Origin of the sequence: Streptomyces sp. DH10, from assembly GCF_029813805.1 — a bacterium.
In the GTDB taxonomy this organism is placed as follows: Bacteria; Actinomycetota; Actinomycetes; order Streptomycetales; family Streptomycetaceae; genus Streptomyces; species Streptomyces coeruleofuscus.
In genome coordinates this window covers 55,261-79,603 of sequence record NZ_JARVKU010000008.1, presented here as the reverse complement: position 1 = coordinate 79,603, position 24,343 = coordinate 55,261, and the positions used below count along the sequence as shown (strand labels likewise).

Annotated in this window: 18 protein-coding genes, 1 tRNA gene and 1 other RNA gene; 15 read left to right on the top strand and 5 right to left on the bottom strand. The window is 72.3% G+C overall.

Going from position 1 to position 24,343, the window contains the following annotated elements:
* Positions 1 to 78: 78 nt before the first annotated feature.
* The 7 genes from QC385_RS18485 (at position 79) to QC385_RS18455 (ending at position 9,218) form a co-directional block, all read left to right on the top strand.
* On the top strand, positions 79 to 2,553 hold the full coding sequence (locus QC385_RS18485) for a SpoIIE family protein phosphatase (RefSeq protein WP_279542419.1): 2,475 nt from the start codon (positions 79 to 81) through the stop codon (positions 2,551 to 2,553).
* A 13-nt stretch (positions 2,554 to 2,566) separates the two neighbouring features.
* Positions 2,567 to 3,025, top strand: a complete 459-nt coding sequence (locus tag QC385_RS18480) for a DUF4383 domain-containing protein (RefSeq protein WP_279542418.1) — start codon at positions 2,567 to 2,569, stop codon at positions 3,023 to 3,025.
* Positions 3,026 to 3,044: 19 nt separating this feature from the next.
* Positions 3,045 to 3,512: an MSMEG_6728 family protein gene (locus QC385_RS18475; protein ID WP_279542417.1), complete on the top strand. Its 468-nt coding sequence runs from the start codon at positions 3,045 to 3,047 to the stop codon at positions 3,510 to 3,512.
* 132 nt (positions 3,513 to 3,644) lie between these two features.
* On the top strand, positions 3,645 to 6,083 hold the full coding sequence (locus QC385_RS18470) for a hypothetical protein (protein WP_279542416.1): 2,439 nt from the start codon (positions 3,645 to 3,647) through the stop codon (positions 6,081 to 6,083).
* Between the two features lie 4 nt (positions 6,084 to 6,087).
* Positions 6,088 to 7,707, top strand: coding sequence for an ABC transporter substrate-binding protein (locus QC385_RS18465; RefSeq protein WP_279542415.1), 1,620 nt, complete (start codon positions 6,088 to 6,090; stop codon positions 7,705 to 7,707).
* Between the two features lie 462 nt (positions 7,708 to 8,169).
* The gene (locus tag QC385_RS18460; protein WP_150481801.1) at positions 8,170 to 8,505 is read left to right on the top strand and encodes an ArsR/SmtB family transcription factor; all 336 of its coding nucleotides are present in this window, start codon (positions 8,170 to 8,172) and stop codon (positions 8,503 to 8,505) included.
* On the top strand, positions 8,496 to 9,218 hold the full coding sequence (locus QC385_RS18455) for a cation transporter (RefSeq protein ID WP_279542414.1): 723 nt from the start codon (positions 8,496 to 8,498) through the stop codon (positions 9,216 to 9,218). The genes QC385_RS18460 and QC385_RS18455 overlap by 10 nt, the downstream gene beginning before the upstream one ends.
* A 32-nt stretch (positions 9,219 to 9,250) precedes the next feature.
* Here QC385_RS18455 and QC385_RS18450 read toward each other — a convergent pair whose 3' ends face one another.
* Together QC385_RS18450 and QC385_RS18445 are read right to left on the bottom strand one after the other, a co-directional pair.
* A complete protein-coding gene (locus QC385_RS18450; protein ID WP_336621304.1) occupies positions 9,251 to 9,640 on the bottom strand; it encodes an ArsI/CadI family heavy metal resistance metalloenzyme in 390 nt (129 codons plus the stop codon).
* A gap of 28 nt (positions 9,641 to 9,668) precedes the next feature.
* Positions 9,669 to 11,045: an NAD(P)-binding domain-containing protein gene (locus tag QC385_RS18445; protein WP_279542413.1), complete on the bottom strand. Its 1,377-nt coding sequence runs from the start codon at positions 11,043 to 11,045 to the stop codon at positions 9,669 to 9,671.
* 144 nt (positions 11,046 to 11,189) lie between these two features.
* Here QC385_RS18445 and QC385_RS18440 point away from each other — a divergent pair, with 144 nt between their 5' ends.
* Complete coding sequence (locus tag QC385_RS18440) at positions 11,190 to 11,567, top strand: ArsR/SmtB family transcription factor (RefSeq protein WP_086847476.1); 378 nt, start codon at positions 11,190 to 11,192, stop codon at positions 11,565 to 11,567.
* Positions 11,568 to 12,020: 453 nt separating this feature from the next.
* Here the strand turns inward: QC385_RS18440 and QC385_RS18435 are convergent, their stop codons facing one another.
* Together QC385_RS18435 and QC385_RS18430 are read right to left on the bottom strand one after the other, a co-directional pair.
* Positions 12,021 to 13,250: an SWIM zinc finger family protein gene (locus tag QC385_RS18435; protein ID WP_279542412.1), complete on the bottom strand. Its 1,230-nt coding sequence runs from the start codon at positions 13,248 to 13,250 to the stop codon at positions 12,021 to 12,023.
* The gene (locus tag QC385_RS18430) at positions 13,247 to 16,054 is read right to left on the bottom strand and encodes a DEAD/DEAH box helicase (RefSeq protein ID WP_279542411.1); all 2,808 of its coding nucleotides are present in this window, start codon (positions 16,052 to 16,054) and stop codon (positions 13,247 to 13,249) included. Before QC385_RS18430 ends, QC385_RS18435 begins: the two co-directional genes overlap by 4 nt.
* A 165-nt stretch (positions 16,055 to 16,219) precedes the next feature.
* Between QC385_RS18430 and QC385_RS18425 the strand changes: the two genes are divergently transcribed.
* From QC385_RS18425 to QC385_RS18415, 3 genes are all read left to right on the top strand, one after another.
* The gene (locus QC385_RS18425; protein WP_279542410.1) at positions 16,220 to 16,630 is read left to right on the top strand and encodes a hypothetical protein; all 411 of its coding nucleotides are present in this window, start codon (positions 16,220 to 16,222) and stop codon (positions 16,628 to 16,630) included.
* Between the two features lie 128 nt (positions 16,631 to 16,758).
* Complete coding sequence (locus QC385_RS18420) at positions 16,759 to 17,007, top strand: hypothetical protein (protein ID WP_058850160.1); 249 nt, start codon at positions 16,759 to 16,761, stop codon at positions 17,005 to 17,007.
* The gene (locus QC385_RS18415) at positions 17,004 to 17,405 is read left to right on the top strand and encodes a DNA-binding protein (protein ID WP_279542409.1); all 402 of its coding nucleotides are present in this window, start codon (positions 17,004 to 17,006) and stop codon (positions 17,403 to 17,405) included. Before QC385_RS18420 ends, QC385_RS18415 begins: the two co-directional genes overlap by 4 nt.
* Before the next feature lie 437 nt (positions 17,406 to 17,842).
* Here the strand turns inward: QC385_RS18415 and QC385_RS18410 are convergent.
* Positions 17,843 to 17,927 (bottom strand) — tRNA-Ser (locus QC385_RS18410).
* A gap of 72 nt (positions 17,928 to 17,999) precedes the next feature.
* On the opposite strand from QC385_RS18410, the gene ffs reads away from it, so the two are divergent.
* The 4 genes from ffs (at position 18,000) to QC385_RS18390 (ending at position 24,239) form a co-directional block, all read left to right on the top strand.
* Positions 18,000 to 18,098: signal recognition particle sRNA small type (gene ffs / locus QC385_RS18405), an RNA gene on the top strand.
* A gap of 54 nt (positions 18,099 to 18,152) precedes the next feature.
* Positions 18,153 to 20,624, top strand: coding sequence for a DNA polymerase III subunit gamma and tau (locus tag QC385_RS18400; protein ID WP_279542408.1), 2,472 nt, complete (start codon positions 18,153 to 18,155; stop codon positions 20,622 to 20,624).
* 142 nt (positions 20,625 to 20,766) lie between these two features.
* The gene (gene purD / locus QC385_RS18395) at positions 20,767 to 22,017 is read left to right on the top strand and encodes a phosphoribosylamine--glycine ligase (RefSeq protein ID WP_279542407.1); all 1,251 of its coding nucleotides are present in this window, start codon (positions 20,767 to 20,769) and stop codon (positions 22,015 to 22,017) included.
* A 389-nt stretch (positions 22,018 to 22,406) separates the two neighbouring features.
* Positions 22,407 to 24,239, top strand: a complete 1,833-nt coding sequence (locus QC385_RS18390; RefSeq protein ID WP_279542614.1) for a hypothetical protein — start codon at positions 22,407 to 22,409, stop codon at positions 24,237 to 24,239.
* Positions 24,240 to 24,343 lie beyond the last annotated feature (104 nt).

Here is a 24,343-nt window from a genome sequence, read left to right as displayed (position 1 = left end):
ATGTGGAATTACGGCTGATTCCCCCGCGATTTCGCTGCCATTCCCCGGGGTTCCCCCGCGAGAGCGAGATGACCGATCATGGAGCAGCCCGTCACCGTCGGCCGGACCACCCGGTCGATCGGAGCGGAATCCGAGGCCCCCGAAGCCCTAGGGGACCTCGTCCGTGAGTCCCTGACCGCCCGCGTCACCCTAGACGAGCAGGGCAGGGTGACCGGCTGGAACACGGGCGCCGAGCGGCTCCTCGGGTACGCGGCACGGCAGATGACCGGCCGCCGCGCCGCGGATCTGCTGGCCGAGCCGATCCCGGTACGGGGCGGCCTGCCCGCGCTCGCCGGACTGCCCCGGTGGAACGGCGACATCGCGCTCCGGCACCACGACGGCCGGAAGCTGACCGTCAGGGTCCTCGCCCACCACAGGGCGCCCGGAACCGGCGCCCCCGCCTGGCTCCTCCTCTCCGCCCTGACCCGCGAACAGCCCCGGCCCGCCCTCGACGAATCCCTCGTGAGCTGGAGCTTCGCCCAGTCCCCGTGCTGCGCCCTGGCGATCTACGACACCCGGCTCCGGCTCAGGCGGGCCAACGAGGGCATGGAGCGGGCCATGGCGCTCACCGAGGACGAGATGCTGGGCCTGCGCGTGTCCGAGATCGTCGACGACGAGGCCGGTGAGCGGGCGGAGCGCAGCATGGCCCGGGTGCTGCGGACCGGCGAGCCGCAGTACGAGGAGAACTACCTGCGCGCCCCGGGCGAGACCCGCGAGCACGCCTGGTCGGTCTTCGAGTCCGCGCTGCGCGACGCCGAGGGCACGATCCGGGGCGTCTGCCTTGCCGCGCACGACATGACGGAGCAGTCCTGGGCCCGCAAGCGGCTCCAGCTCATCGCCGAGGCCGGCCGGCGCATCGGCAGCACGCTCGACGTGACGCGCACGGCCCAGGAACTGACGGACGTGACCGTCCCGGACCTGGCCGACTTCGTCAGCGTCGACCTGCTCGCCGCGCTGGACGACACGCCCGAACCGCGCGCCCGGGCCCTCCCGGCGGACGGGCCGCTGCTGCTGCGGCGGGTGGCGCTGCGGTCCGTGACCCCGGGGGCCCCGGAGGCCGTCGTGGCGCCGGGCGAGGTGGACTCCTACCCGGAGGGATCGGCGCCCTACGAGAGCCTGCGCGCGGGACGGGCCACCCTGCACGAGGTGACCGACACGGCGTTCACGGCGTGGCTCGCACACGACCCCGCCCGTGCCGAGAGGATCCGGGCGTTCGGCATCCACTCGGTGATGACCGTGCCGCTCGTCGCCCGCGGCACCACGCTGGGAGTCGTGTTCTTCGTCCGGCACCGCAACCCCGACACCTTCCGGCACGACGATCTGGTCCTGGCCGGGGAACTGGCCGCCCGGGCCGCGGTCAGCATCGACAACGCCCGCCGCTACACCCGGGAGCGCGCCACGGCCGTCACGCTCCAGCGCAGCCTGCTGCCGCAGCGGCTGCCCCGGCAGGCGGCGGTCGAGGTCGCCTCGCGCTATCTCCCGGCGGGCGGGCACGCCGGCGTCGGAGGCGACTGGTTCGACGTCATCCCCCTCTCCGGGGCGCGGGTGGCCCTCGTCGTCGGCGACGTCGTCGGCCACGGCCTGCACGCCTCCGCGACCATGGGCCGACTGCGCACCGCCGTCCGCACCCTCGCCGACATCGACCTGCCGTGCGACGAGCTGCTGACGCACCTGGACGACCTGGTCGCCCGGCTGAGCGTGGAGGAGGGCGAGGAGGGCGTCGAAGCCTTCGGGGACGTGGGCGCGACCTGCCTGTACGCCGTGTACGACCCCGTGTCGCGGCGCTGCTGCTTCTCCGGGGCCGGGCATCCGGCGCCGGCCGTCGTGAACCCCGACGGAGACGTCGAGCTGATGGGAATCCCGGCCGCGCCCCCGCTCGGCGTGGGCAGCCTGCCCTACGAGGCCACCGAGGTCGTCCTGCCCGAGGGCAGCCTGCTCGTCCTCTACACCAACGGCCTGATCGAGGACCGGGACAGGGACCGGGACCTCGACGCCGGCGTCCACCGGCTGCGGGAGTCCCTCGCCCGCCCGGCGCCCTCGCTGGACGCCCTGTGCGACGCCGTGCTGGCCGACCTGCTGCCGCAGCGCCCGGCCGACGACGTGGCCCTGCTCGTCGCCCGCACCCGCGCGCTCGACGCGAGCCAGGTCGCCACCTGGGCGGTGCCGGACGACCCGTCCGCGGTCGCCCAGACCCGCAAGGACGTGGTGGCGCAGCTGGAGAGGTGGGGGCTGTCCGACGCGGCCTTCGTCACCGAGCTGGTCGCCAGCGAACTCGTCACCAACGCCATCCGGCACGCTCAGCCGCCGATCCAGCTCCGCCTGATCCACGACAACACCCTGATCTGCGAGGTCTCCGACGGCGGCAACACCGCTCCCCACCTGCGGCGCGCCCGCATCTACGACGAGGGCGGGCGCGGCCTGCTCCTCGTGGCCCAGCTGACCGGGCGCTGGGGCACGCGCCAGGGCGCCTGGGGCAAGACCATCTGGGCGGAACAGACCATCTCTCTTACGTGAGGATCCACCGGCCATGACCACACACACTTCCCACCGGGCCGCCGCGGCACCCGTGCGGCGGGCCGCCCAGCTCATGGGCGTCGTCTTCCTCCTGGTCGGCGTGCTGGGGTTCATCCCCGGCATCACCACAGACTACGACTCCATGGAGTTCGCCTCCCACGAGTCGGGCGCCGAGCTGCTGGGCCTGTTCCAGGTCTCGATCCTGCACAACCTCGTGCACCTGGCCTACGGCCTCGCCGGCCTGGCCCTCGCCCGCACGGCCGCCGGAGCGTACTCGTACCTGCTGGTCGGCGGAGCCGTCTACCTGGTGCTGTGGGTCTACGGCCTGCTCGTCGGCCACGACAGCGACGCCAACTTCGTCCCGCTCAACGCCGCCGACGACTGGCTCCACTTCGTCCTGGGCATCGTGATGATCGGTCTGGCCCTGGCCCTCGGCCGCCGCCGTCCGAACCGCACCGGCGCGGAGCGGTAGGCACCCGGGACGGGACGGCGTGCAGACCTTCCTCCCCTACGCCGGCTTCCGGGAGTCGGCCCTCGTCCTGGACCGCCGCCGGCTCGGCAAACAGCGGGTCGAGGCGTTGCAGGTGCTGCGCGGCCTGGTCGTACCCGGGTACGGCTGGCGCCACCACCCGGCGGTCCGGATGTGGTCCGGCTACGAGGAGGCACTCGTCCGCTACGGCCTGGAGATCTGCCGCGTCTGGCGGGAACAGGGCCACCAGGACAGTTGCGCCGCCACCCTGGTCGCCGACCTCGCGGCGACCCGCCCGCACGCCCCGGTCCGCGACCAGCACGTCCTGGCGGCCGAGGACGAACTGCCCCCCTGGCTGGGCGACACGCCCTTCCACCACAGCCACCGCTCGGCCCTCGTCCGCAAGGACCCCGCAACGTACGCGGACCTCTTCCCGGGCGTCCCGGACGACCTGCCGTACGTGTGGCCGGCGTCGGACCGGCCCGCGTAGGCGATGCGGGCAACTTCCTTCCATGCAGCCCCCGTTGTCCGATCAGGCCGTTCCGTGTTCCACTGGATCTTTTCTGGCACATCGGTCACCGGTCACCCGCTCCTGTGCGGGCAGGCACTCCATGGGGGGTCCGTGTGTGAAGAACTGGGATTCGAGAAACTCCTCGGCGACGAGGGTTTCTTCGCGCGGCTGCTGGGGCGGGCGCCGTCGGGGGCCGGCCGGGATCTGCTCTACGGCCCCGACCTGCCCGTCGTACTGCTCACCGGCGGCCCCGGCATGGGCAAGGGCCGGCTGCTGCGCGCCGTGCGGGACCGTTTCGCCGCCAAGGTGCCGGTGATCCACCTGGACTGTGCCTCCCCGGTGTACGCGGACCGCGCGGACCCGGAGCCCGGTGCGCGCTCCGCCGCGACCGAGGCCCTGGTCGAGGTCGCCCGGCGGCTGTGCACCTGGCAGGGGACAGGCGGCTCGTTCGCCTTCCCGCGTCTCTTCGCGGGCCTGGCCATGATCGCGACCGGCGTCGCGGAGGGCACGCCCGAGGCGGTCGCGACGGAGGCCGAACGGTACGAGGACCTGCCCCAGAGGCAACGCCTGCGCGGCCTGGGCACCGGCGACTTCTGGCGCGGCGTCCTGCGCGGCACCATCCGCAACCTCCTGACCACCCTCGGGCAGGCGCTCGACCCGTACTCGGCGGCCGTGAGCAACGCCCTCCTGGACGCCCTCTTCGAGAGCCTGGCGCCCCGGGGCAGAGCGGAACTGGGCCGGATCTACGGCGCCTATCCCGGCGCCGCCGGCCAGCCCAGGATCGGGCTGCGCATCCTCGCCGCCGACTTCCGGGCCGGCGGCGAGGCACGTGAGGTCGCGGAAGGCTTCCTCTTCCGGGCGCTGCGCGAGGACCTGGAGGCGGCGTACGCCGCACCCATCGGCTGGCTGCGCCGGGTCGGCCGCCCGGGCCTGCTGCTGGACCACGCCGAGTCGCCCCTGGGCGAGCATCTGCTGCGCGCCGTACTCACCGACCGCCGGAGCGGGCAGCGCGACCGCGTGGTCGTCGTCGGCACGGCACGCCGGCCGGACGGCGGCGCCTTCCTGCACGGAGGCCTGCCGCCCGAGGAGGTGACGCCCCCGGCGGAGTACCGTCCCGCCGACGGCGCCCCGCCCGCCTGGTCCCGCCGTACGGACGAAGCCGCGGACCGGGCCCCTCTGGCCGACGGCGTGCTCCTGCTGCGGATGCCGCTGCTCACCGGCGACCAGCTCCGCCGGGAGACCGTACGAAGACAGCAGCGCGCCGAGCCGGAGGGCGGCACGAACCGCCGCCGTATCGACGCCGCCGTGGCACGGCTGAGCGGCGGCCGCCCGCACACCGTGATCCGCCTGGCCGAAGCCGCGGCCGCCTTCCGCATGCCGCCGGACGCCAACGACCGGGACATCCTGGACGCCCCGTTACGGCTCCCCGGCGACGGCACCCTCGAACGCCCCGTCGCGGACGTGCTCCTGCGAGAGCTGATCCTCGACCAGTTACCGGTACGGCTCCCGACCGAGCACCACGCCCACTGGCTCGACCTCCTCACCCACCTGTCGGTGGCACACGACACGGAGTGCGCGGACGTCCTGCTCCGCCACCACCAGCAGGGCCACGTCCACCACCTGACCGCCCATCACGTCTCCCGGCTCCTCACCGACACCGGATGGCCGAGCTGCGAACGCCACTTCATAGGCGACTTCGGCCTCCGCCAGCTGCTGGTGCACCGGCTGTACGGCCTGCGCCCCGACGGCGCCGCCTGGCACGCCGACCACCACCTCCTGCGCGACCACTACGCGCGTCGGGCGGCGGGGGAGGCGGGGGGCCAGGGAGGCGGGGGCCCGGACGGTGGGGTGCAGGGTGGCGAAGGCTCGCGCGGTGGGATGCCGGGCGACGGGGCCTCAGGCGCAGGGACGCCGGGCGGCGGAGCCTGGGGCGGCGGTGTGCCGGGCTACGGAGTGCCGGGCGGCGGGGCCCCGCGCCGTGGGGCGTCGGGCGGCCGGGTGACCGGCGACGGAGTGCCGGCCGGTGGGGCCTCGGGCTCCGGAGCCTCGCCCGGTCGGGCGCCGCACCACCGGCCCCCGGGCGACGCGGCCCCGGGTGACGCAGCCTTCCGCTCCCTCACCGCCCACCGCATGAACCACCACCTGGTCTCCGGCGGTGTGGACGACGTCGTCAGCCACCTCGCCGCCACACTCCCCGGCCGCCCCCGCGAGTGGTGCGCGGAGCTCCTGGAGATCGCCCAGGCGCCCTACCCGGGCGGGGCGGACGCCCGGCGGGACCGCGCCCAGGGCCTGGTGCCGGTGGACGGCCCCCCGCTGCGCCGCACCGTCGACCAGCTGCTGCACGCGGTGTGGCTGTGCGAGGAGCGGACCAGACCGACCGGCAAGGAGACCGCCCGCACACTCGCCAAACTGCTGGACCTCCTGTCGATCATGGACTTCGAGGGCGCGGGCCTGCTCAGCCGGACGGCCACGGACTGGAGCGGCCTGGCGGAGAACGAACAGCCCCTACTGCGCTGCACCTGCACCGAGCAGCTCCGGCGAAGGAGATGACGGCATGCCCAGATGGCGGAAGATCCTCTTCTCACTGCTGGGCGCGATGGCGCTCGTGGCAGGTTCCGTGTTCGTCTACTCGCTCCTCACCAAGCCGGACACCTGCGCGGACGGCGTGGAGCGGATCGACGGCGAGTGCGTCGGCGTCAACGGCGAGGGCTACGACTTCGGCACCCCGGAGATCACCGACGTGGCCCGGGCCATCGCACGCGAGAACCGGAGAATCGAGAAACAGCCGTACGTCACGGTCGCGATGATGCTGCCGCTCCAGTCGGACAGGGAGGCCCTGCGCCGGCAGATGCGCAGCGACCTCCAGGGCGCGTACCTGGGACAGCGCCAGGCCAACGCGGGCGAGGGGGAACCCCCGAAGATCCGCCTGGTACTGGCCAACCCCGGGCAGGACTACGGCCGTCAGTCGAAGGTCGTCGACACCCTGCTGCGGATGGCCGCCTCGCCCGAGGACCGGCTGCGCGCGGTCACCGGCTTCAACCTGAGCCTCGACACCACGGAAGCGGCCGTCGCCCGCCTGACGGAGAACAAGATCCCGGTGCTCGCGGCCCGGATCAGCGGAGACCGGATCGCCAACGAGGACCGGCCGGACGGAATGGCGAAGGTCCGCTTCCCGGGCCTGGCCCGCATCCTCCCCACCAACCACGACGCGGCCCAGGCCCTGGCCGACTTCAACGGCGAACGCGGCCGCCAGAACCTCAGGACGGTCCTGGTCTTCGACAAACGCCCGGACGGTTACAACGAGTCGCTGGCGAAGGCCTTCAGCAGGATCGAGGAGAAGGGCCCGGCAGGCCCCGCCGCGATGTCCTTCGAGTCCCCGTCGATCGACGAGGCGGGCTCGACCGGCAACCAGTTCACCCAGACGGCCAACAACATCTGCGACTCCCGGGCCGACACGATCTACTTCGCCGGCCGCACCCTCCACCTGCGGATCTTCGCCCTGAAGCTAGCCGAGGTGGGCTGCGAGGACCGCCACTACACCATCATCAGCGGTTCCGACGCGGCCTCGCTGCGGCAGGACATGACGGAGAGGGACTGGGCCAGGCTCCGCGGCGACGACGGCAGGGCGAAGGTGACGGTGCAGTACGCGGCCCCCGCCCACCCCGACGCCTGGACGACGGAACTGACGGCCTGGACGAAGAAGTACACGGCGACCCACGACCGCGAGCCGACCGACCGGGACCTCCCCCAGTACCTGACCGAACCGAAAGCGGCCCTGGACACCCTCAGGCAGCAGATCGCCGCGACCCGGCGCGAGGGCATAGAACTGGGCTCCGCCCCCAACCTGGACGACTCCCGGACGATGCTCGTCCACGACGGCCTCATCACCATCGGCAAGGCCCTGCACCAGGCCCAGAAGAACGACCCGGAGTCGGTCCCCACCCGCGAGGACGTAGGCCGCCAGTGGTCCCTCCTCCAGTCCCGCCACCGAGTCCAGGGCACCAGTGGCCTGATCTGCCTGACCACAGGCGGCAACGCCTACGACAAACCGGCCGCGATAGTCGAACTGGACCCGGGCCGAAAGGGCCCTGGCACCCTGAAGTTCGTCGGCCTGGGCTGGCCGACCGGCAAGCCGCAACCGAAGAACTGCGTGATTCCCAGCAGCACCTCATGAGGACCGCGCAACGCCGGCCACGCTGAATCCGGCGGTGCCTCCTCACGAACGGTGCTTCGGCGTGCAACGTCTTCTGACGGGTCGGGAGTTCCGCCGCCCTCGGCACCGAGCAGCCCCATGAGAGCTACGGCCACGACGAGAAGCCCAGGGGCCACGAGGGCGGCGACCACTCCAAGGGCCACGACGGCCGGGCAACCAGAATTCCGAATCCGGCCCGGCCGTGCGGGAACGTCCTGACGTCACGGCCGTGCCGCCGCCCAAGTCGCCGGAAGGTGCCGGTGTACTCGAAGCAGGGCTGTGCGCCGCGGTGGTCCTGTGCCGAAGCAACCCGGCTCGGAGCATCGAGTCCCTCAGGCCCCTTGAAAGGCGCTGACAGGTGCCCCTGCGGGATGACCGGTGTCGGCAGCCGCCAGTAGATGATCCATGGTTTCCTGAATTCAGGGATTGATGTACTGTCGAGCCGTGCTGACTGTTGCCCCCGACATCGAAGTGCTGGCCCGCTTCGGCCGCGCGCTCGCCGACCCCATCCGGTGCCGCATCCTGCTCGCGCTGCGTGAGGCCCCGGCCTACCCCGCCGATCTCGCCGACACCCTCGGCATCTCGCGCACCCGGCTCTCCAACCACCTCGCGTGCCTGCGCGACTGCGGTCTGGTCGTCACCGTGCCCGACGGCCGTCGCACCCGCTACGAACTGGCCGACGAGCGCCTCGGCCACGCGCTGGACGACCTGCGTGCGGCCGTGGTGGCCGTCGAGACCGACCGCACCTGTGCGGAGGCCGGCGACAAGGGATGCTGCTGATGACGGCGATATCCCTCGGGCCCTCCCCGGCCCGCCGAGACGTGCTCGCCCGCCGGATACGTCTGCTGGTCGCGGCCACGATCACCTACAACGTCATCGAGGCGATCGTCGCCATCACCGCCGGCACGCTCGCCTCCTCGACCGCCCTGATCGGCTTCGGCCTGGACTCGGTCGTCGAGGTCTCCTCCGCCGCCGCGGTGGCCTGGCAGTTCTCCGCCCGCGAGCACGCCGTGCGCGAGGCGCGGGAGAGGACGACCCTGCGGATCATCGCGCTGTCCTTCTTCGCGCTCGCCGCCTACGTCGCCGTCGACGCCGTCCGCGCGCTGACCGGCACCGGGGAGGCGGAGCGCTCCGTCCCCGGCATCGTGCTCGCCGCCCTCTCCCTCGCGGTCATGCCGTTCCTGTCGGCAGCCCAACGCCGCGCGGGCCGTGAACTGGGCTCCGCCAGCGCGGTCGCCGACTCCAAGCAGACCCTGCTGTGCACATACCTCTCGGCCGTGCTCCTGGTCGGCCTGGTCCTCAACGCCACCCTGGGCTGGTCGTGGGCCGACCCCCTCGCCGCCCTCGTCATCGCGGCCATCGCCGTCAAGGAAGGCCGGGACGCCTGGCAGGGCAAGGGCTGCTGCGCGCCCCCGTCCGCCGCGGCCCCGGTCATCGGAGCCGAGGCGGACGGGGCGTGCGGCTGCCGCCCGGGTTGCGACTGCTGTGACTGACCCTCGGCGGAAGCGACTCTCTCGCGTTAGCCCTACTGCTTGGCGAGGGAGTCGGCGTCGGCCTTGACGACGTACACCTCCCAGCGTTCCCGGCCGGGGCCGTGGACCCAGACCTTGTCCTGGAGGGCGTAGCAACACGTGGTGTCGTGCTCCACGTCGGTGGACAGGCCCGCCTCGCCCAGGCGGGCGGTGGCGGCGTGCACGGCCTCGGTCGTCTCGACCTCGACGCCGAGGTGGTCCATACGGGTCGCCTCGCCCGCGGTGCCTTCGATGAGAACGAGCTTCAGCGGAGGCTCGGCGACGGCGAAGTTGGCGTAGCCCTCGCGGAGTTTGGCGGGTCCGTTGCCGAAGAGCTTGGTGTAGAAGGCCACGGACTCGGCGAGGTCGGGCACGCGGAGGGCGAGCTGTACGCGGGACGTCATGGCGAACCTCCTGGAGTGGACGGGGAGTTCAGCAGCCGCCGGAGGCGGTGGCCGGGGTGCCGGTGCCGATCTGCAAGGTGGCCGGGGCGGCACAGCAGCCGCCGCTCTCGTTGTCCTGGGCGGCGTCGGGCTCGTCGAACAGACCGGCCCCGCCGCACACACCCGTCTCCGGCAGGGTCAGCTCGACGCGCTCGGCGGCCTCACGGTCTCCGGCGATCGCGGCGGTGACGGAGCGGACCTGCTCGTAGCCGGTCATCGCGAGGAACGTGGGCGCGCGGCCGTAGGACTTCATGCCGACCAGGTAGACGCCCTGCTCCGGGTGGGAGAGCTCGTTCACGCCGTGCGGGTAGACGCTGCCGCAGGAGTGGACGTTGGGGTCGATGAGCGGGGCCAGGGCGGTGGGCGCCTGGAGGCGGTCGTCCAGGCCCAGGCGGAGCTCGGAGAGGAAGGACAGGTCCGGGCGCAGACCGGTCAGGACGATGACCTCGTCGACCGGGTCGAGGCGGCGTCCGTCCTCGGCGACGAGGACCAGTTGGTCACCGTCCCGCTCGACGGCCTGCGTACGGAACCCGGTGACCGCGTCGGCGTGGCCTTCCTCCACCGCGGCCTTGGCGCGCAGGCCGAGGGCACCGCGGGCGGGCAGTTCGTCGGCCTCGCCGCCGCCGAACGTCGAGCCGGTGATGCCGCGGCGCAGGATCCACACCGCGTGCGTGCCCGGCTCCTCCGCCGCCAGGTCCGCGAGGGCGGCGAGGGCGGTGAAGGCGGAGGCGCCGGAACCGACCACGGCGGTGCGACTGCCCGCGTACCGGGCGCGTACGACCGGGTCGCCCAGGTCGGGGACGCGGTAGGAGAGGTGTCCGGCGGCGGCCTTCTCGCCGAGGGCGGGCAGCCCGTCGGCACCCAGCGGGCCGGGGGTGGACCACGTGCCCGAGGCGTCGATGACCGCGCGGGCGCCGATCTGTTCCTCGCGGCCGTCGGCCGACAGGACGTGCACGGCGAAGGGCTGCTCGTCGCGGCCGGAGTCCACGACGCGGTCGCGTCCGGCGCGGGCGACGCCGGTCACGGTGGCGCCGTAGCGGACCTTGCCGCCGAGGACGTCGGCGAGCGGCTGGAGGTACTTCTCGGCCCAGTCGCCGCCGGTGGGGTACGCGGAACCGTCCGGGCGGGTCCAGCCGGTCGGCGCGAGGAGCTTCTCCGCGGCCGGGTCGGTGACCTCCGACCAGGTCGAGAACAGCCGCACGTGCGCCCAGCCGCGTACGGCCGTGCCGGCCGACGGCCCGGACTCCAGGACCAGTGGTTCGATGCCGCGCTCGACGAGACGGGCCGCGGCGGCCAGGCCGACCGGGCCCGCTCCGATGACCACGACGGGCAGTTGGTCGGTGGTGAACACGCTGCTGAGCGACACGGCCACGAGCTTCCCCTTTGATTCGACATCTGTCGATGGCTTGTACGGCCAGCATGGCACTTGTTTCGACGACCGTCAACATAGACATCTATCAAATTAGCGGCGCTCTGGTCCTGTTGGTTCGACGCATGTCAACATAGATGCATGTCGAACACCCAGGCACTGCCGCTGCTGGAAGCCGATGTCCCCGAGGCCGTGGCGCCATGCTGCCCGCCCCTGACCGAGCGTCCCTTCACCGCCGACGAGGCCGAAACGGCCGCGCGGATGTTCAAGGCCCTGGGGGACCCGGTGCGGCTGCGGCTGTTCTCGGCGGTGGCCTCGCACGAGGGCGGCGAGGCGTGCGTATGCGACATCTCCGACGTCGGCGTCTCGCAGCCGACCGTCTCCCACCACCTGAAGAAGCTGAAGGAGGCCGGGCTGCTGACCTCGGAGCGGCGCGGCACCTGGGTCTACTACCGCGTCGAGCCGTCCGTGCTGGCCGCGATGGGCAAGCTGCTGACCAGCACGTCGGCCGCGAGCTGACCGCGCCCTGCGCGAGCGCGCGGTTCAGCCCGGCGCGTCAGCTCTCCTGCGCCACCGCCGTCAGCTGCCGACTGGCGCTGAACTTCCGCCGCCAGGCCGGCGAGACGTACCGCCGACCCCGGAAGTCAACTGAGACGGAAACCGGGACGGACAACGCCGAAGGGCCCCACCGCAAGCGGTGGGGCCCTTCGACATCGTGCCCGGTGAGGCACTGGCGGAGGATACGAGATTCGAACTCGTGAGGGGTTGCCCCCAACACGCTTTCCAAATGTTCGTCTGGGGGTTCTGGGGCGTACGGCAACGTCCTGACCTGCGGTGCAGCTGGTCCGGGCGGGGGTTCTGAACGGTGCTGTACGCCGGTGAATGCAACCAGAACTGCAACCACGGAAGTGGGAGCAGCGTGAGTGTGTCCAGCTTCTGCTCGTGGTTCCTGGTCAGCGGGGAGCCGCCTCCTTACTCCCCGTTCTGCGACCAGGCCGAGGTGAGCGCGATGACCGGGTCGGTGTCGCCTGGTGCAGCGGGCCACCATTCGCCGTCGTCGTCCTGGAGATAGGGGTACCAGCGGGCGTCGGGGCCCAGACGCAGCTGGATGCCGTGGTGGGTGAGGGTGAGGCGGTTGCGCCAGGTTCTGAGGTGTGTGGGGGAGTCGGTCATCTCGGCGAGGGCCGCGTCCAGGGCGGTGCGGGCGGCCTTCATCACCGTCGGGTCGGGGGCGTAGGGCTGTTCGGCGACGGTGATGCCCGTGGGGCCGCCGTGGCGCCAGGCGCGGGTGAGGCGTGCGAAGGCAGTGGGTTTGGCGTTGGTGTTCTGGATCAGGTGGTGGAACCACTCGGGTCCGGGGTTGTTTGCGGCGATGCGGACGGCGTCCTGGTGCTGGGTCAGGTGCAGGTCGGCGGTGTCGCCCGCGAGGAGCCGGGCGGCGCGCTCGGTGGCGTCGGCCATGAGGCGTTCCAGGTCCGCGGCGACCAGGCCGGTGCCGGGTGGCGGGGCGACGGGCAGTGCTGTGGTGTGGGCGGCGGGTTCCGGGAGTTCGGGCAGTGCGGGGGGCTCTTCGGCCCAGTGGGCGTACGCGGCGGCGGCCGGGATACCGGCCGGTGGGGCGGCGGTCTCCTGTGCTGCCGTACGGAGTGCGCGCAGCTGGGCGAAGACCTCCTCACGACGACGGCCGCGCAGCGTGAAGAGGACGAATGGGTCGGTGTCGATGGTGGCGGCGATGGCGTAGCAGAGCGCGGCGGCGTGCTTGCAGGGGTATCCCCAGTCGGGGCAGGAGCACTCCGGATCGAGCTCGGTGGGCAGCGGGAGCAGTGGGACGCCTGCGTGCCGGGCGTCGTCCACGAGTTCGGCGGGCATCTCGTCGTCGAGAAGTGCTGCGAGATGTCCGGCGCGGGCCGCGATCGTGTCGAGCAGGGTGTCCCACTCAGGGTCGGTGAGGACGGGCAGGTGGACTGAGGAGCGGTACGGGCGCGGGCGGCTGCCCTGGACAGCGGCATTGACCTTGCCCGGAGTGACGGTGACCGGGCCGACCATGCCTTTGCGGGCGTAGGTGCGTCCGCGCGAGAGCCGTCCGGCGTCCAGAGTGGAGTCCTCCAGGGCGGCCACCCATGCCTGGCCCCACCAGGTCGCGGCGAAGGCTCGCTTGCCGCGGGCGGGCGCACGGCGCGGGCCGGGGACAGTGGGGCTCATGACTGCTTTCCCAGGGCGACGAGTTCGGCGAGGTCGGCGTCGGACAGTTCGGTCAGGGCTGCCTCGCCGGAGCCGACGACGGCGTCGGCGAGGGCGCGCTTGGCTTCGAGCAGCTTCGCCACCTTGTCCTCCACGGTTCCCTCCGCGAGGAGCCTATGTACCTGGACGGGTTTGTCCTGGCCGATGCGGTAGGCGCGGTCGGTGGCCTGGTCCTCGACGGCCGGGTTCCACCAGCGGTCGTAGTGCACGACGTGAGTGGCGCGGGTGAGATTGAGTCCGGTGCCCGCCGCCTTCAACGACAGCAGGAACACCGGCACTTCACCGCGCTCGAAGCGGTCCACCATCTCCTCGCGCCGCGCGACGGGGGTGGCACCGTGCAGGAAGAGAGTGGGGACGCCGCGCTCGGCGAGATGCTTCTCCAGCAGAGCCGCCATCTGTTTGTACTGCGTGAAGACCAGCACGGATTCGCCTTCGGCGGTGATGGTGTCGAGAAGTTCGTCGAGCAGGTCGAGCTTGCCGGAGCGGCCCCGCAGGGGGGCGGACCGGCGCAGGCTGTGCTCTTTCAAATACTGGGCGGGGTGGTTGCAGATCTGCTTCAGCGCGGTGAGCAGTTTGAGTACCAGACCGCGTCGGGCGATGCCCTCCGACTCCGCGATCTTCGCCATGGTCTCGCGGACCTGTGCCTCGTACAGGCTGCTCTGCTCGGCCGTCAGCGGGACGACGTGGTCGGTCTCGGTCTTGGGCGGCAGTTCGGGCGCGATGCCGGGGTCGGACTTCTTGCGGCGCAACAGGAAGGGACGTACGAGACGGGACAGGCGCTCGGCCGCCTCGGGATCCTCGCCCGCCTCGATGGCGCGGGCATGCCGGTCACGGAAGGCGGTGAGTGAGCCGAGGAGCCCGGGGGTGGTCCAGTCGAGCAGTGCCCACAGCTCGGAGAGGTTGTTCTCCACGGGGGTGCCGGTGAGAGCGACGCGGGCGCGGGCGGGCAGGGCACGCAGTTCGCGGGCGGTGACGGCGTAGGGGTTCTTGACGTGCTGGGCCTCGTCGGCGGCCACCAGCGACCAGGCTGTCTCGGCGAGCACTTCGCGGTCGCGGCGCAGCACCCCGTAAGTGACCAGGACGATCTCGTCGTCGGCCAGGTCCTCGAGGTGGCGGTCGCCGCCGTGGTAACGGCGTACGGGGGTGAGCGGTGCGAATCGGGCGGCCTCGCGCTGCCAGTTGCCGAGCAGGGAGGCCGGGCAGACGACGAGGGTGGGGCCCGCGGTGGTGGGGTCGCTCTGGCGGTGCAGGTGCAGAGCGAGCAAGGTGATGGTCTTGCCCAGGCCCATGTCGTCGGCGAGACAGCCGCCGAGGCCGAGTGCGCACATCTCGGCCAGCCAGGCCAGGCCCCGCTTCTGGTACTCGCGCAACGTGGCCTTGAGGGCGGCGGGCTGGGGCACGGGGGCGCGGGACTCGGGGTCGCGGATACGAGCGACCAAGTCGCCGAGCGCACCGACCGCCGCACAGGGGACCCGGTCACCGTCCCGCTCGGCCTCGCCGGTCAGCGCGGCGCTCAACGCCTCCATGGGGGTGAGCGGTTCCATCCGGCGGCGCTTGGCGCGGGCCACCAGCTTCGGGTCGGCGACCACCCATTGATCGCGAAGCCGGACGAGGGGACGGCGTGACTCTGCGAGAGCATCCATCTCGGCCTCGGTGAGCGGCTCGCCGCCAAGGGAGACCTGCCAGCGGAAGTCGAGGAGGGCCTCGGTGTCCAGCAGGCCGCCCGCGGCGGAACCGGGGGCTGTGCGCTGCCCGATCTCCGCGGTCGCGGTGAGCGCCTTGACCAGGTCGCGCGGCCAGTGCACGTCGACACCGGCCGCGCGCAGCGCGTTCGTGGCGTCCCCAAGGAGATCGAAGGCTTCGTCGTCGGTCAACCGGAGCTGATCGGGAGCGGCATCGTTGAGCAGCCTCCGCAGCGGGGGCCAGGCGCGGGCGCCGCGGCGCAGGGCGAGAAGTGTCTCGGTCTCGGCGCGTGGGCCGAGCAGCCGCTCCACTTCGGTCGGCTCGCTCCACAGGCGTGCGGCCTCGATGACGAGCGCAGGGTCCGCCGCGGTGTGCAGTTGCAGGACGGCCCGGAACTGCCGTCGGCGTCCTTCGGGTACGTCGACGCGCAGGGAGACACTGACCTCGGCGGTGAGCGCCGCCTGGGTTTCCTCGGCCCATTCCCGCAAGGTGGGCACGGCGCGGGCCTCGCGCCAGGCGTACGGCAGCGCTCCCATGGCGAGCGGCGCGGCCGGCGTACGGACCAGATCATCGGCGACCGCGTCGCAGAACTGGCGTACCAGCGCAGCCGGTTCGGCGATCCGTACCGGAGCAGGGCCAGGCTCGGGCAGGCAGTGGGCGTGTGGCGGGAAGGCGGCGGCCAGGGCGTCCAGCGTCTGGCGCTGGGCGGCGGTGCAAGGACCCACCTGCCAGGTGTCGTGACCGGCGGGAGTGAGGGCCGGGTGGAGGCGGCCGTCGGCGAGCAGCCGCAGCGCGAAGCGAGTGGCGGCCTGCCAGGCGGCGCCGGAGGGATGCGTCGGCTCCGCATTGGCCAGGGCGGAGACAGCGACGGCGACAGGCGGCGCGTAACCCTCGACCCTGCGCCGCCTGACCGAGCGGCCGTGCGGCAGGACCAGCTCCACCACCTCGGTCTCAAGGCCGGTGGGCGCCATACTGTCTCCGGCTGCTGCCCCGGTCGGCTTCCACAGCAGCAGCCGCCCAAGGCGGGCGGGCTCACCGGGCAGGAACACCGCCGCCCAGCCGGCGCCGAGCAGCTCCCTCACGAAGGCGGATGTTTCCTGCCGGGCCAGCGGCGGGGCACCCCTCGCGCCCGTACTCGGCTCTCGTACGACGACTCGTGCCACTCTCCTCCGCCCTGTCGCTTGCCGGGCCCTCCCCTGGGCCGCTCACCACCTAACCCCACCAGGCAACGTCACACGCTGGCAACCGTGAGCCTTGGCTTGACTGCTGGCGACGGCGCTACGACGGATACGCCGCTGCTGAACACACCGGTCCTCAACCGTACGGTGCAGCGCTACGGTGAGGCCATGAGCACCTGGGCCCCAGCCGCGCTGGAGACGTTGATCGAAGAGGCCACCGTCGACGCCTACGGCGAGGATGAGCAGCTCACCGGCTTCTTCACGATGATCGAGGAAAGCCTGGCCATGCCGTTCACCACGACTGTTCTCGGCGTCGAGGTGAGCGTGATCGGTGTCGATCTGGCCGAGGACGGACGCGTGGTCGCACGCTGCGCCCGGGGGTCGATCCGACAGGACATCGGAATTCTGGACCTGCCGCTGCCGGAACCCGCCCCCAAGGGCTGGCAATGGATCGAGGCATACCGCTACTGGGCCCGCTGAACTGGCGCGTCGTACACCTGCCCAGCCGAGCCCCTGCTCGAACGGACAGTCGCGCCGACTGCCGCTGACCGGACCGACTGCGGGGAACGGACAGCACGTGGCGCGCATACCGCAGTATGCTTGCGGCTATGGCTGACACCACACGCATCACGGTGACACTCCCCACCGAGCAGGTGGCGGAGCTGAAGAAGATCACGGACAACATCTCCGGCTACGTGGCCGAAGCGGTCGCCAGGCAGATCCGGCACCAGCTCCTGGGGGCCGACCTGCGCAGCCACACAGACGAGCACGGGGCCTTCAGTGAGGAAGAGCTGGCCGAGGCGCGGGCGCGGATCTTCGGTACGACGTCGGCCGCCGGCGGCGCGAGTGCCGCGTGAGCGGGCACATTGAGACCGTCGTCCTGGACAGCGAGGGGCTGTCGGCCTGGGTGGCGCAGGACCGGAAAATTCTGACGATGTTCCAGGTGTTCCACGACATGGGAGCGGACCTTGTCGTCAGCGCCAACACCATCGTGGAGGTGAGCCACGCCAGGGTGAACCTGCCCCGACTGCAATGGGCGCTCTCCCGGGTCAAGGTGGAGCCGATCACGGAGGCAGCGGCCAAGGCGGCGGCCCAACTGCTCAAGGGCGCCGGTCTGCACGGACACAAGTACGCGATCGACGCCACCGTCGCGGAAGCGGCCTTGCGGCAGCCTGGCCCGGTCGCCATCCTCACGTCGGATGTCGATGACATGACCCGGCTGTGCGGCAGCAAGGTCCGGATGATCGGGCTATGACCGCGACATCGTCCCGGGGCCATGGACAGATCCGCGTGGATCCGCCGAGACCAGAGTCGCACCATGCCAACCCGTGATGGGTGAATAAGGTATCGACGGATGCGGGGGCATGGCTGCGTTCGGTGTCAAAGCTCCTCAGGGCGCAACGCCTGCCGGCGGCTCAGGGCGGCGACTGCCTCTTCGTCTACGCCGTGACGACGGCCAACTCATCGTGTGGGTCCTGGCGGCCGGTATCCGTTGTGACGTATCCCGTCAGATGGTGTGGCTCCCCGCAGTCCGCGCCGGTCGTCCCATAGGACGTGAACGTGCGCCCTTCCCGCTTGAGGAAATGTCCTAAATGCCGCCTATAAATGCAACCGAAACTGCAACCGAGGCATGCCGAAGAGCCGGACCGCAATGAGCGGTCCAGCTCTTCGTTTCGCCTGGTCAGGCGCCTGCGGAGGATACGAGATTCGAACTCGTGAGGGGTTGCCCCCAACACGCTTTCCAAGCGTGCGCCCTAGGCCTCTAGGCGAATCCTCCGCCAGGAACATTACATGACCGAGGGGAGTGCTCGCGAACTCGTTCCCTGCCCCCGACATCAGGTAACCTTGGCGCAGCCCCTCACGCGGCGCTATCTGACTGAACTCCCCCAGGGCCGGAAGGCAGCAAGGGTAGGTTGGCTCTGGCGGGTGCGTGGGGGGCGTTTGCGTTCCGGGCCTCCTGTGGCGGGGTCCGTTGTCAGTGGGCGCCTATAACCTCGTATGCGTGTCGTCTCTCGCTCTGTACCGCCGCTATCGCCCGGAGACCTTCGCCGAGGTCATCGGGCAGCAGCATGTCACCGACCCGTTGCAGCAGGCGCTGCGGAACAACCGGGTCAACCACGCGTACCTGTTCAGCGGGCCGCGCGGCTGTGGCAAGACGACCAGTGCGCGCATCCTGGCGCGGTGTCTGAACTGCGAGCAGGGTCCTACGCCCACGCCGTGCGGTGAGTGCCAGTCGTGTCAGGACCTCGCGCGCAACGGACCCGGTTCCATCGACGTCATCGAGATCGACGCCGCGTCCCACGGTGGCGTGGACGACGCCCGTGACCTGCGCGAAAAGGCCTTCTTCGGACCTGCGCGCAGCCGGTACAAGATTTACATCATCGACGAGGCCCATATGGTCACGTCGGCCGGTTTCAACGCGCTGCTGAAGGTCGTCGAGGAGCCGCCGGAGCATCTCAAGTTCATCTTCGCGACCACCGAGCCCGAGAAGGTCATCGGGACCATCCGGTCGCGGACCCACCACTACCCGTTCCGGCTCGTCCCGCCCGGGACCCTGCGGGAGTACCTCGCCGAGGTGTGCCAGAAGGAGGCCATCCCGGTCGAGGACGGCGTCCTCCCGCTCGTCGTGCGGGCCGGTGGCGGATCCGTGCGTGACTCCATGTCCGTCATGGACCAGCTGCTGGCCGGCGCCGCCGAGGACGGTGTGACGTATGCCATGGCGACCGCCCTGCTCGGGTACACCGACGGCTCCCTCCTCGACTCGGTCGTCGAGGCCTTCGCCACCGGTGACGGGGCCGCGGCCTTCGAGGTCGTCGACCATGTGATCGAGAGCGGCAACGACCCCCGCCGGTTCGTCACCGACCTGCTGGAGCGGCTGCGCGACCTGGTGATCCTCGCCGCCGTCCCGGACGCGGCGGAGAAGGGGCTCATCGACGCCCCCGCCGACGTCATCGAGCGCATGCAGGCCCAGGCCGGCACCTTCGGCGCCGCCGAACTGAGCCGGGCCGCCGACCTCGTCAACGAGGGCTTGACCGAGATGCGCGGCGCCAACTCGCCCCGTCTCCAGCTGGAGCTGATCTGCGCACGCGTCCTGCTCCCCGCCGCCTACGGCGACGAGCGGTCCGTCATGGCCCGCCTGGACCGGATCGAGCGCGGCGTGAACTTCTCCGCCCAGGGCCCCGCCGGCATGCCCGCCATGGGGTATGCGCCGGGGCCCGAGGGGCATGGGGCAGCGGCGGCCGGTCCGGTGGCCGCTCCCGTTCCGCCCGGTGCCGGTCCGGCCGCGGCCCGGGCGGCGGTCCGTGGCTCCGGAGCGCCGGGTGGCGGGGGCCCCGTGAGCCCCGGCTCCGTGAGCCCCGGTGGCGGCGGTGGCGGTCATGCGGCGGCTTCGGGCGGGCCTGCGCAGGCCCCCGCTGCGGCGGACCTTGGGGCACAGCAGCCGTCGGTGCCGGGTACGCCCGCTCCCGCCGGGCCCGCACCCACCTCCGACCCCGCCGATGGCGGTCACGCCCAGTCGCCCCACGCCCAGCCGCCCCGGACAGCACCCGCTCAGGCTCCGGCTCACTCCGACACCCCTGCAGCGGCCTCCGCCCCGGCCCCCGGCGCCTGGCCCACTGCGGCCTCCGCAGGCAGCGGCCGTCGCCCCGGCGGCTGGCCCACGGCCGCCTCGGGCGCACCCGCACCCGCGTCGACTCCCCCGGCAGCGAGCACGCCCGCTCCGAGCGCCCCGGCACCCAGTACCCCACCGGCGCCCTCGGGCCCGGCACCGGCGGCCCCTGCCCCCGCTCCCGCTCCCGGCGGTCTCGACCCCCGCATGCTCTGGCCGAACATCCTGGAAGCGGTCAAGAACCGCCGTCGCTTCACCTGGATCCTGCTCAGCCAGAACGCCCAGGTGACCGGTTTCGACGGCACCACCCTCCAGCTCGGCTTCGTCAACGCCGGCGCGCGTGACAACTTCCTGAGCAGCGGCAGCGAGGACGTGCTGCGGCAGGCGCTGGGCGAGCAGTTCAACGTCCAGTGGAAGATCGAGGCGATCGTCGACCCCTCCGGCGGCTCCGCGCCGCAGGCCCCGGGCGGCCCGTCCGGGTTCGGAGGCGGCCAGGGCGGACCCGGCGGCGGCACCGGTGGCTACGGCGGCGGTGGCGGCTACAACGCCGGTGGCGGAGGCGGCGGCTACAACAACGGCACCGGCGGCGGTACGGCCACCGCACAGCGCCCTGCCGCATCCCAGGCGACGGCCTCGTCCGCCCCGCCCCAGCAGTCGAGCGCGCCCGCCCGTACCTCCACCCCGGCCGCCGCACCCACCGCCCCCGTGCCCCAGCCCTCCGCCCCGCGGCCCCGGTCCGTCTCCGTCGAGGACGACATCCCCGAGGACGACGACCCCGACCTCGACGAGTCGGCCCTCTCCGGCCAGGAGCTGATCGTCCGGGAACTGGGGGCGACGGTGGTGGAGGAGTTCTCGAACGAGCCCTGAGCGGCAGGCCGCAGGGGGCGGGACAAGCTCTGACCGAGCGGGTCGCGACCACCTCATTCAGAGGAACCTCCAATCCAAGATCCCCGTCCCTCTCGGCATCCCGCACAAAGGGAACCCGCCGCCTCCCGTTAGGCTGACCCCCGTGAAGGTCCTCGTCATCGGCAGCGGCGCCCGCGAACACGCCCTGTGCCACTCCCTGTCCCACGACCCCGACGTCACCGCGCTGCACTGCGCCCCCGGCAACGCCGGCATCGCCGAGGTCGCCGAGCTGCACCAGGTCGACGCCCTGGACGGCGCTGCCGTCACCGAGCTGGCCACGCGGCTCGGCGCGGACCTGGTGGTCGTCGGCCCGGAGGCGCCGCTGGTCGCCGGTGTCGCCGACGCCGTCCGCGAGGCCGGCATCCCGGTCTTCGGCCCGTCCGGGCAGGCCGCCCGGCTCGAGGGCTCCAAGGCCTTCGCGAAGGACGTCATGGCGGCGGCCGAGGTGCCCACGGCGCGGTCGTACGTGTGTACGACCCCCGAGGAGGTCGACACGGCCCTCGACGCCTTCGGTGCCCCGTACGTCGTCAAGGACGACGGGCTCGCCGCCGGTAAGGGCGTCGTCGTCACCGACGACCTGGAGGCGGCCAAGGCCCACGCCGCCGCCTGCGAGCGCGTGGTCATCGAGGAGTACCTCGACGGCCCCGAGGTCTCCCTGTTCGCCGTCACCGACGGTGAGACGGTCGTGCCGCTCCAGCCCGCCCAGGACTTCAAGCGCGCGCTGGACGGTGACGAGGGGCCGAACACCGGCGGCATGGGGGCGTACTCCCCGCTGCCGTGGGCCGACCCGAAGCTGGTCGACGAGGTGATGCAGACCGTCCTCCAGCCGACCGTGGACGAGATGAAGCGCCGCGGCACGCCGTTCTCCGGGCTGCTCTACGCCGGACTCGCGATCACCTCCCGCGGCGTGCGCGTGATCGAGTTCAACGCCCGCTTCGGCGACCCCGAGACCCAGGTCGTCCTGGCCCGGCTGAAGACGCCGCTGGCCGGTCTGCTCATGGCCGCGGCCACGGGCAACCTCGCCCACCTGGAGCCCCTGCGCTGGAGTGACGACGCGGCCGTCACCGTGGTCATCGCCTCGCACAACTACCCCGGCACCCCGCGCACCGGCGACCCGATCACCGGTCTCGACGAGGTCGCCGCCCAGGACGCCCCGCACGCGTACGTGCTGCACGCCGGCACCAAGCGCGACGGTGACGCGATCGTCAGCGCGGGCGGCCGCGTCCTGTCCGTCACGGCCACCGGCAAGGACCTCGCCGAGGCCCGCGACCGCGCCTACACGGCCGTCGGCCGCATCCGGCTCGACGGTTCCCAGCACCGCACGGACATCGCCGCGAAGGCGGCCGGGGCGTAACCGGCAACCCGCCGCCACCCGATAAGACCGGAACCCGGCGTCACCGCCACTCGTCAACCTCGCCACGCGGCGTCACACCAACGCGGGAAACCGGCCCGCTCGGTGAACCTCACAGGCCCCGGATCCGTCTCAGGATCCGGGGCCTGAAGTTTTCGGTTTGCCGGGCCCGATCCTCACTGTCCGTCATTCACCTCTCCCCAAGGCCATTCCATCGAGTGACCGATGGCCTATCCGGCTGACGGGGGGCGGAGCCCCAACTAGGGTGCGGCGCAAGCGTTCCGGCACTTGGCCCACCGGCATTGCGATGTCAGCGGCGGGTGCCACAGTGGGGGAGTGAGCAAGGACAGCGTCAGGTCAACGGGGAGGGGGTGAGGTCGGTCGTGACCGGAATGGGTGTGGAGGCGGGCGCGCAGGCCGCGCGGTCACGGGCGCTCCTCGTGCTGCGCATGCGCAGCCGCGCGCTGGCCGTCGCTCTGCTGCCCGCCGCCGTCGTCGTGATCCTGCTCGCGGGCGCCGCCACCGGCCGTCTCGTCGGCCCGGGCTGGGATGCCGCCCGCTGGATCCTGACGCCGGTCGCGGGTCTCGTGCTGCTCGCCGCCGCGGGTATCGCCCTGGTCGTCGCCCGGGCCCGCCCGGCCATGAGCCCGACCATCCCGATCACGGAGGATGCGGCCCCCGACCTGTACCGGATGGTGCGCGACCTCGCCGACCGGCTCGACGTCCCCGCGCCCTCCGCGATAGCGCTCACGCCGGACTGCGACAGCTGGCTGGAGGACCGTACGCACCGCGCCCACGGCCCGCCCCCCGCCGAGGAGCACGACGACATAGCGGGCGGCGGCAGACATCCGCACCGCCGTCACACGGTCGCGCCGGTCCTCGTCATCGGCTCCCCCTTCCTGTGGTGGATGCGGGTCGGCGAGCTGCGCGCGGTCCTCGCCCCGGTCGTCGCCGGTACGGGCCCCTCGGCGCACCCGGACATAGCCGCCGCCCGGCGTTTCGTCCGGGGTCTGGACGCCGCGGTGGCCGTGGCCTCGGCGCCGCACCGCGGGCCGGTGTCACGAGCCGTGCTGGCGGGTGTCGGCTGGGTGGCCCGGCTTCTGCTGCGCAGTTGCCGAGTGCACGCCGCCGAGATGGAGCGGGGTGTAGCGGCCGCGGCCGCCGAGCGTGCACAGGCTGTGGATTACGGACTGCGGATCGTCGCCCAGGAGCAGGTGGGCCTGGCGTACGCGGGCTGGGACCGGTTGCTGACCCGGGTCGCGCTGCCCGCCTGGCGGATGGGCCGCTGGCCGTCCCGGCTGGACGCCGGTGTGGTGGCGGCGCTCACGGAGCTGTCCCGGCGGGACCGCCTGGCCGAAGGCTTCGCGTCCCGTCTCGGCGAGCGGCCCGCCTGCGATCTGCTGGAGGAGCCGGGCGCGGTCGACGAGGCCGCCTCCCTCCTCGCCGCCCGCCTGTTCCACGGCGGCCCGGCGGGGCCCGGGCCCGACTGGTCGCCGGTGGGCTGGAGCGAGTATCCGGAGGAGGTCGTGGACCGCAAGTGGCGCATAGACGCGGCCCGTCTCCACCGCGTCCTGGACGCCATGGGTGTCCGCCCGGCCCCGGGAAGCGCGGCCCCGAACACCGGCGGCCCGACCCTGTCCCGCGTCCTCGACCATCTGACGGACGAAGCGGATGACCTGACGGACAGAGCGGGCCACCTGACGGACAGAGCCGGAGAAACCCACTTCACCGCTCGAAGCCCCGAACCACCCCCCGACGACGAGGAAGACCTCTCCGGCACCACCCCCCACAGCGCCACCCTCGCCGCCCGGCTCAGCGCCGAACTCTCCCGCGAGGAGGCCACCGCGCCGCCGAGCCCGTCGGCATCGGCCACCGCCCCCTTCACCGCGGCCTCCTCGTCCACCGGCTCCCCGGCCACCCCGGACCCCGGCGCCCTCTGGGACGACCGGACCCTCCCCCTCTTCCCCCTCCAGCCCCCGCGCACCGCCCGTGAACTGCTCGCCGATCACCTCACGGCGATGATCTGCTGCGCCGCGATGGACACCGCGGGTGCGACACCGGGCCTGGACTGGCTGGACGGCCCGACCCTCCTCCACAACGGCGAACGCACCGCCGACCTCGCCCCCAAGGTCCTCACCCTGATCGAGGACGGCGACTCCACGCCCCTGCGGGCCTGGCTGGCCGAGCTGGGGATACGCCCCGAGAAGCCGGTCCGGCTCGGCTGACTGCCGGGGCACCCGTCAGAGCGTCCGCCGGAACGTCTGCTTCCGCTTCTGGCCAATTCGAAACGAACAGTAACGAAGTGCGCGCGTTATGTGATGTGCTTGGA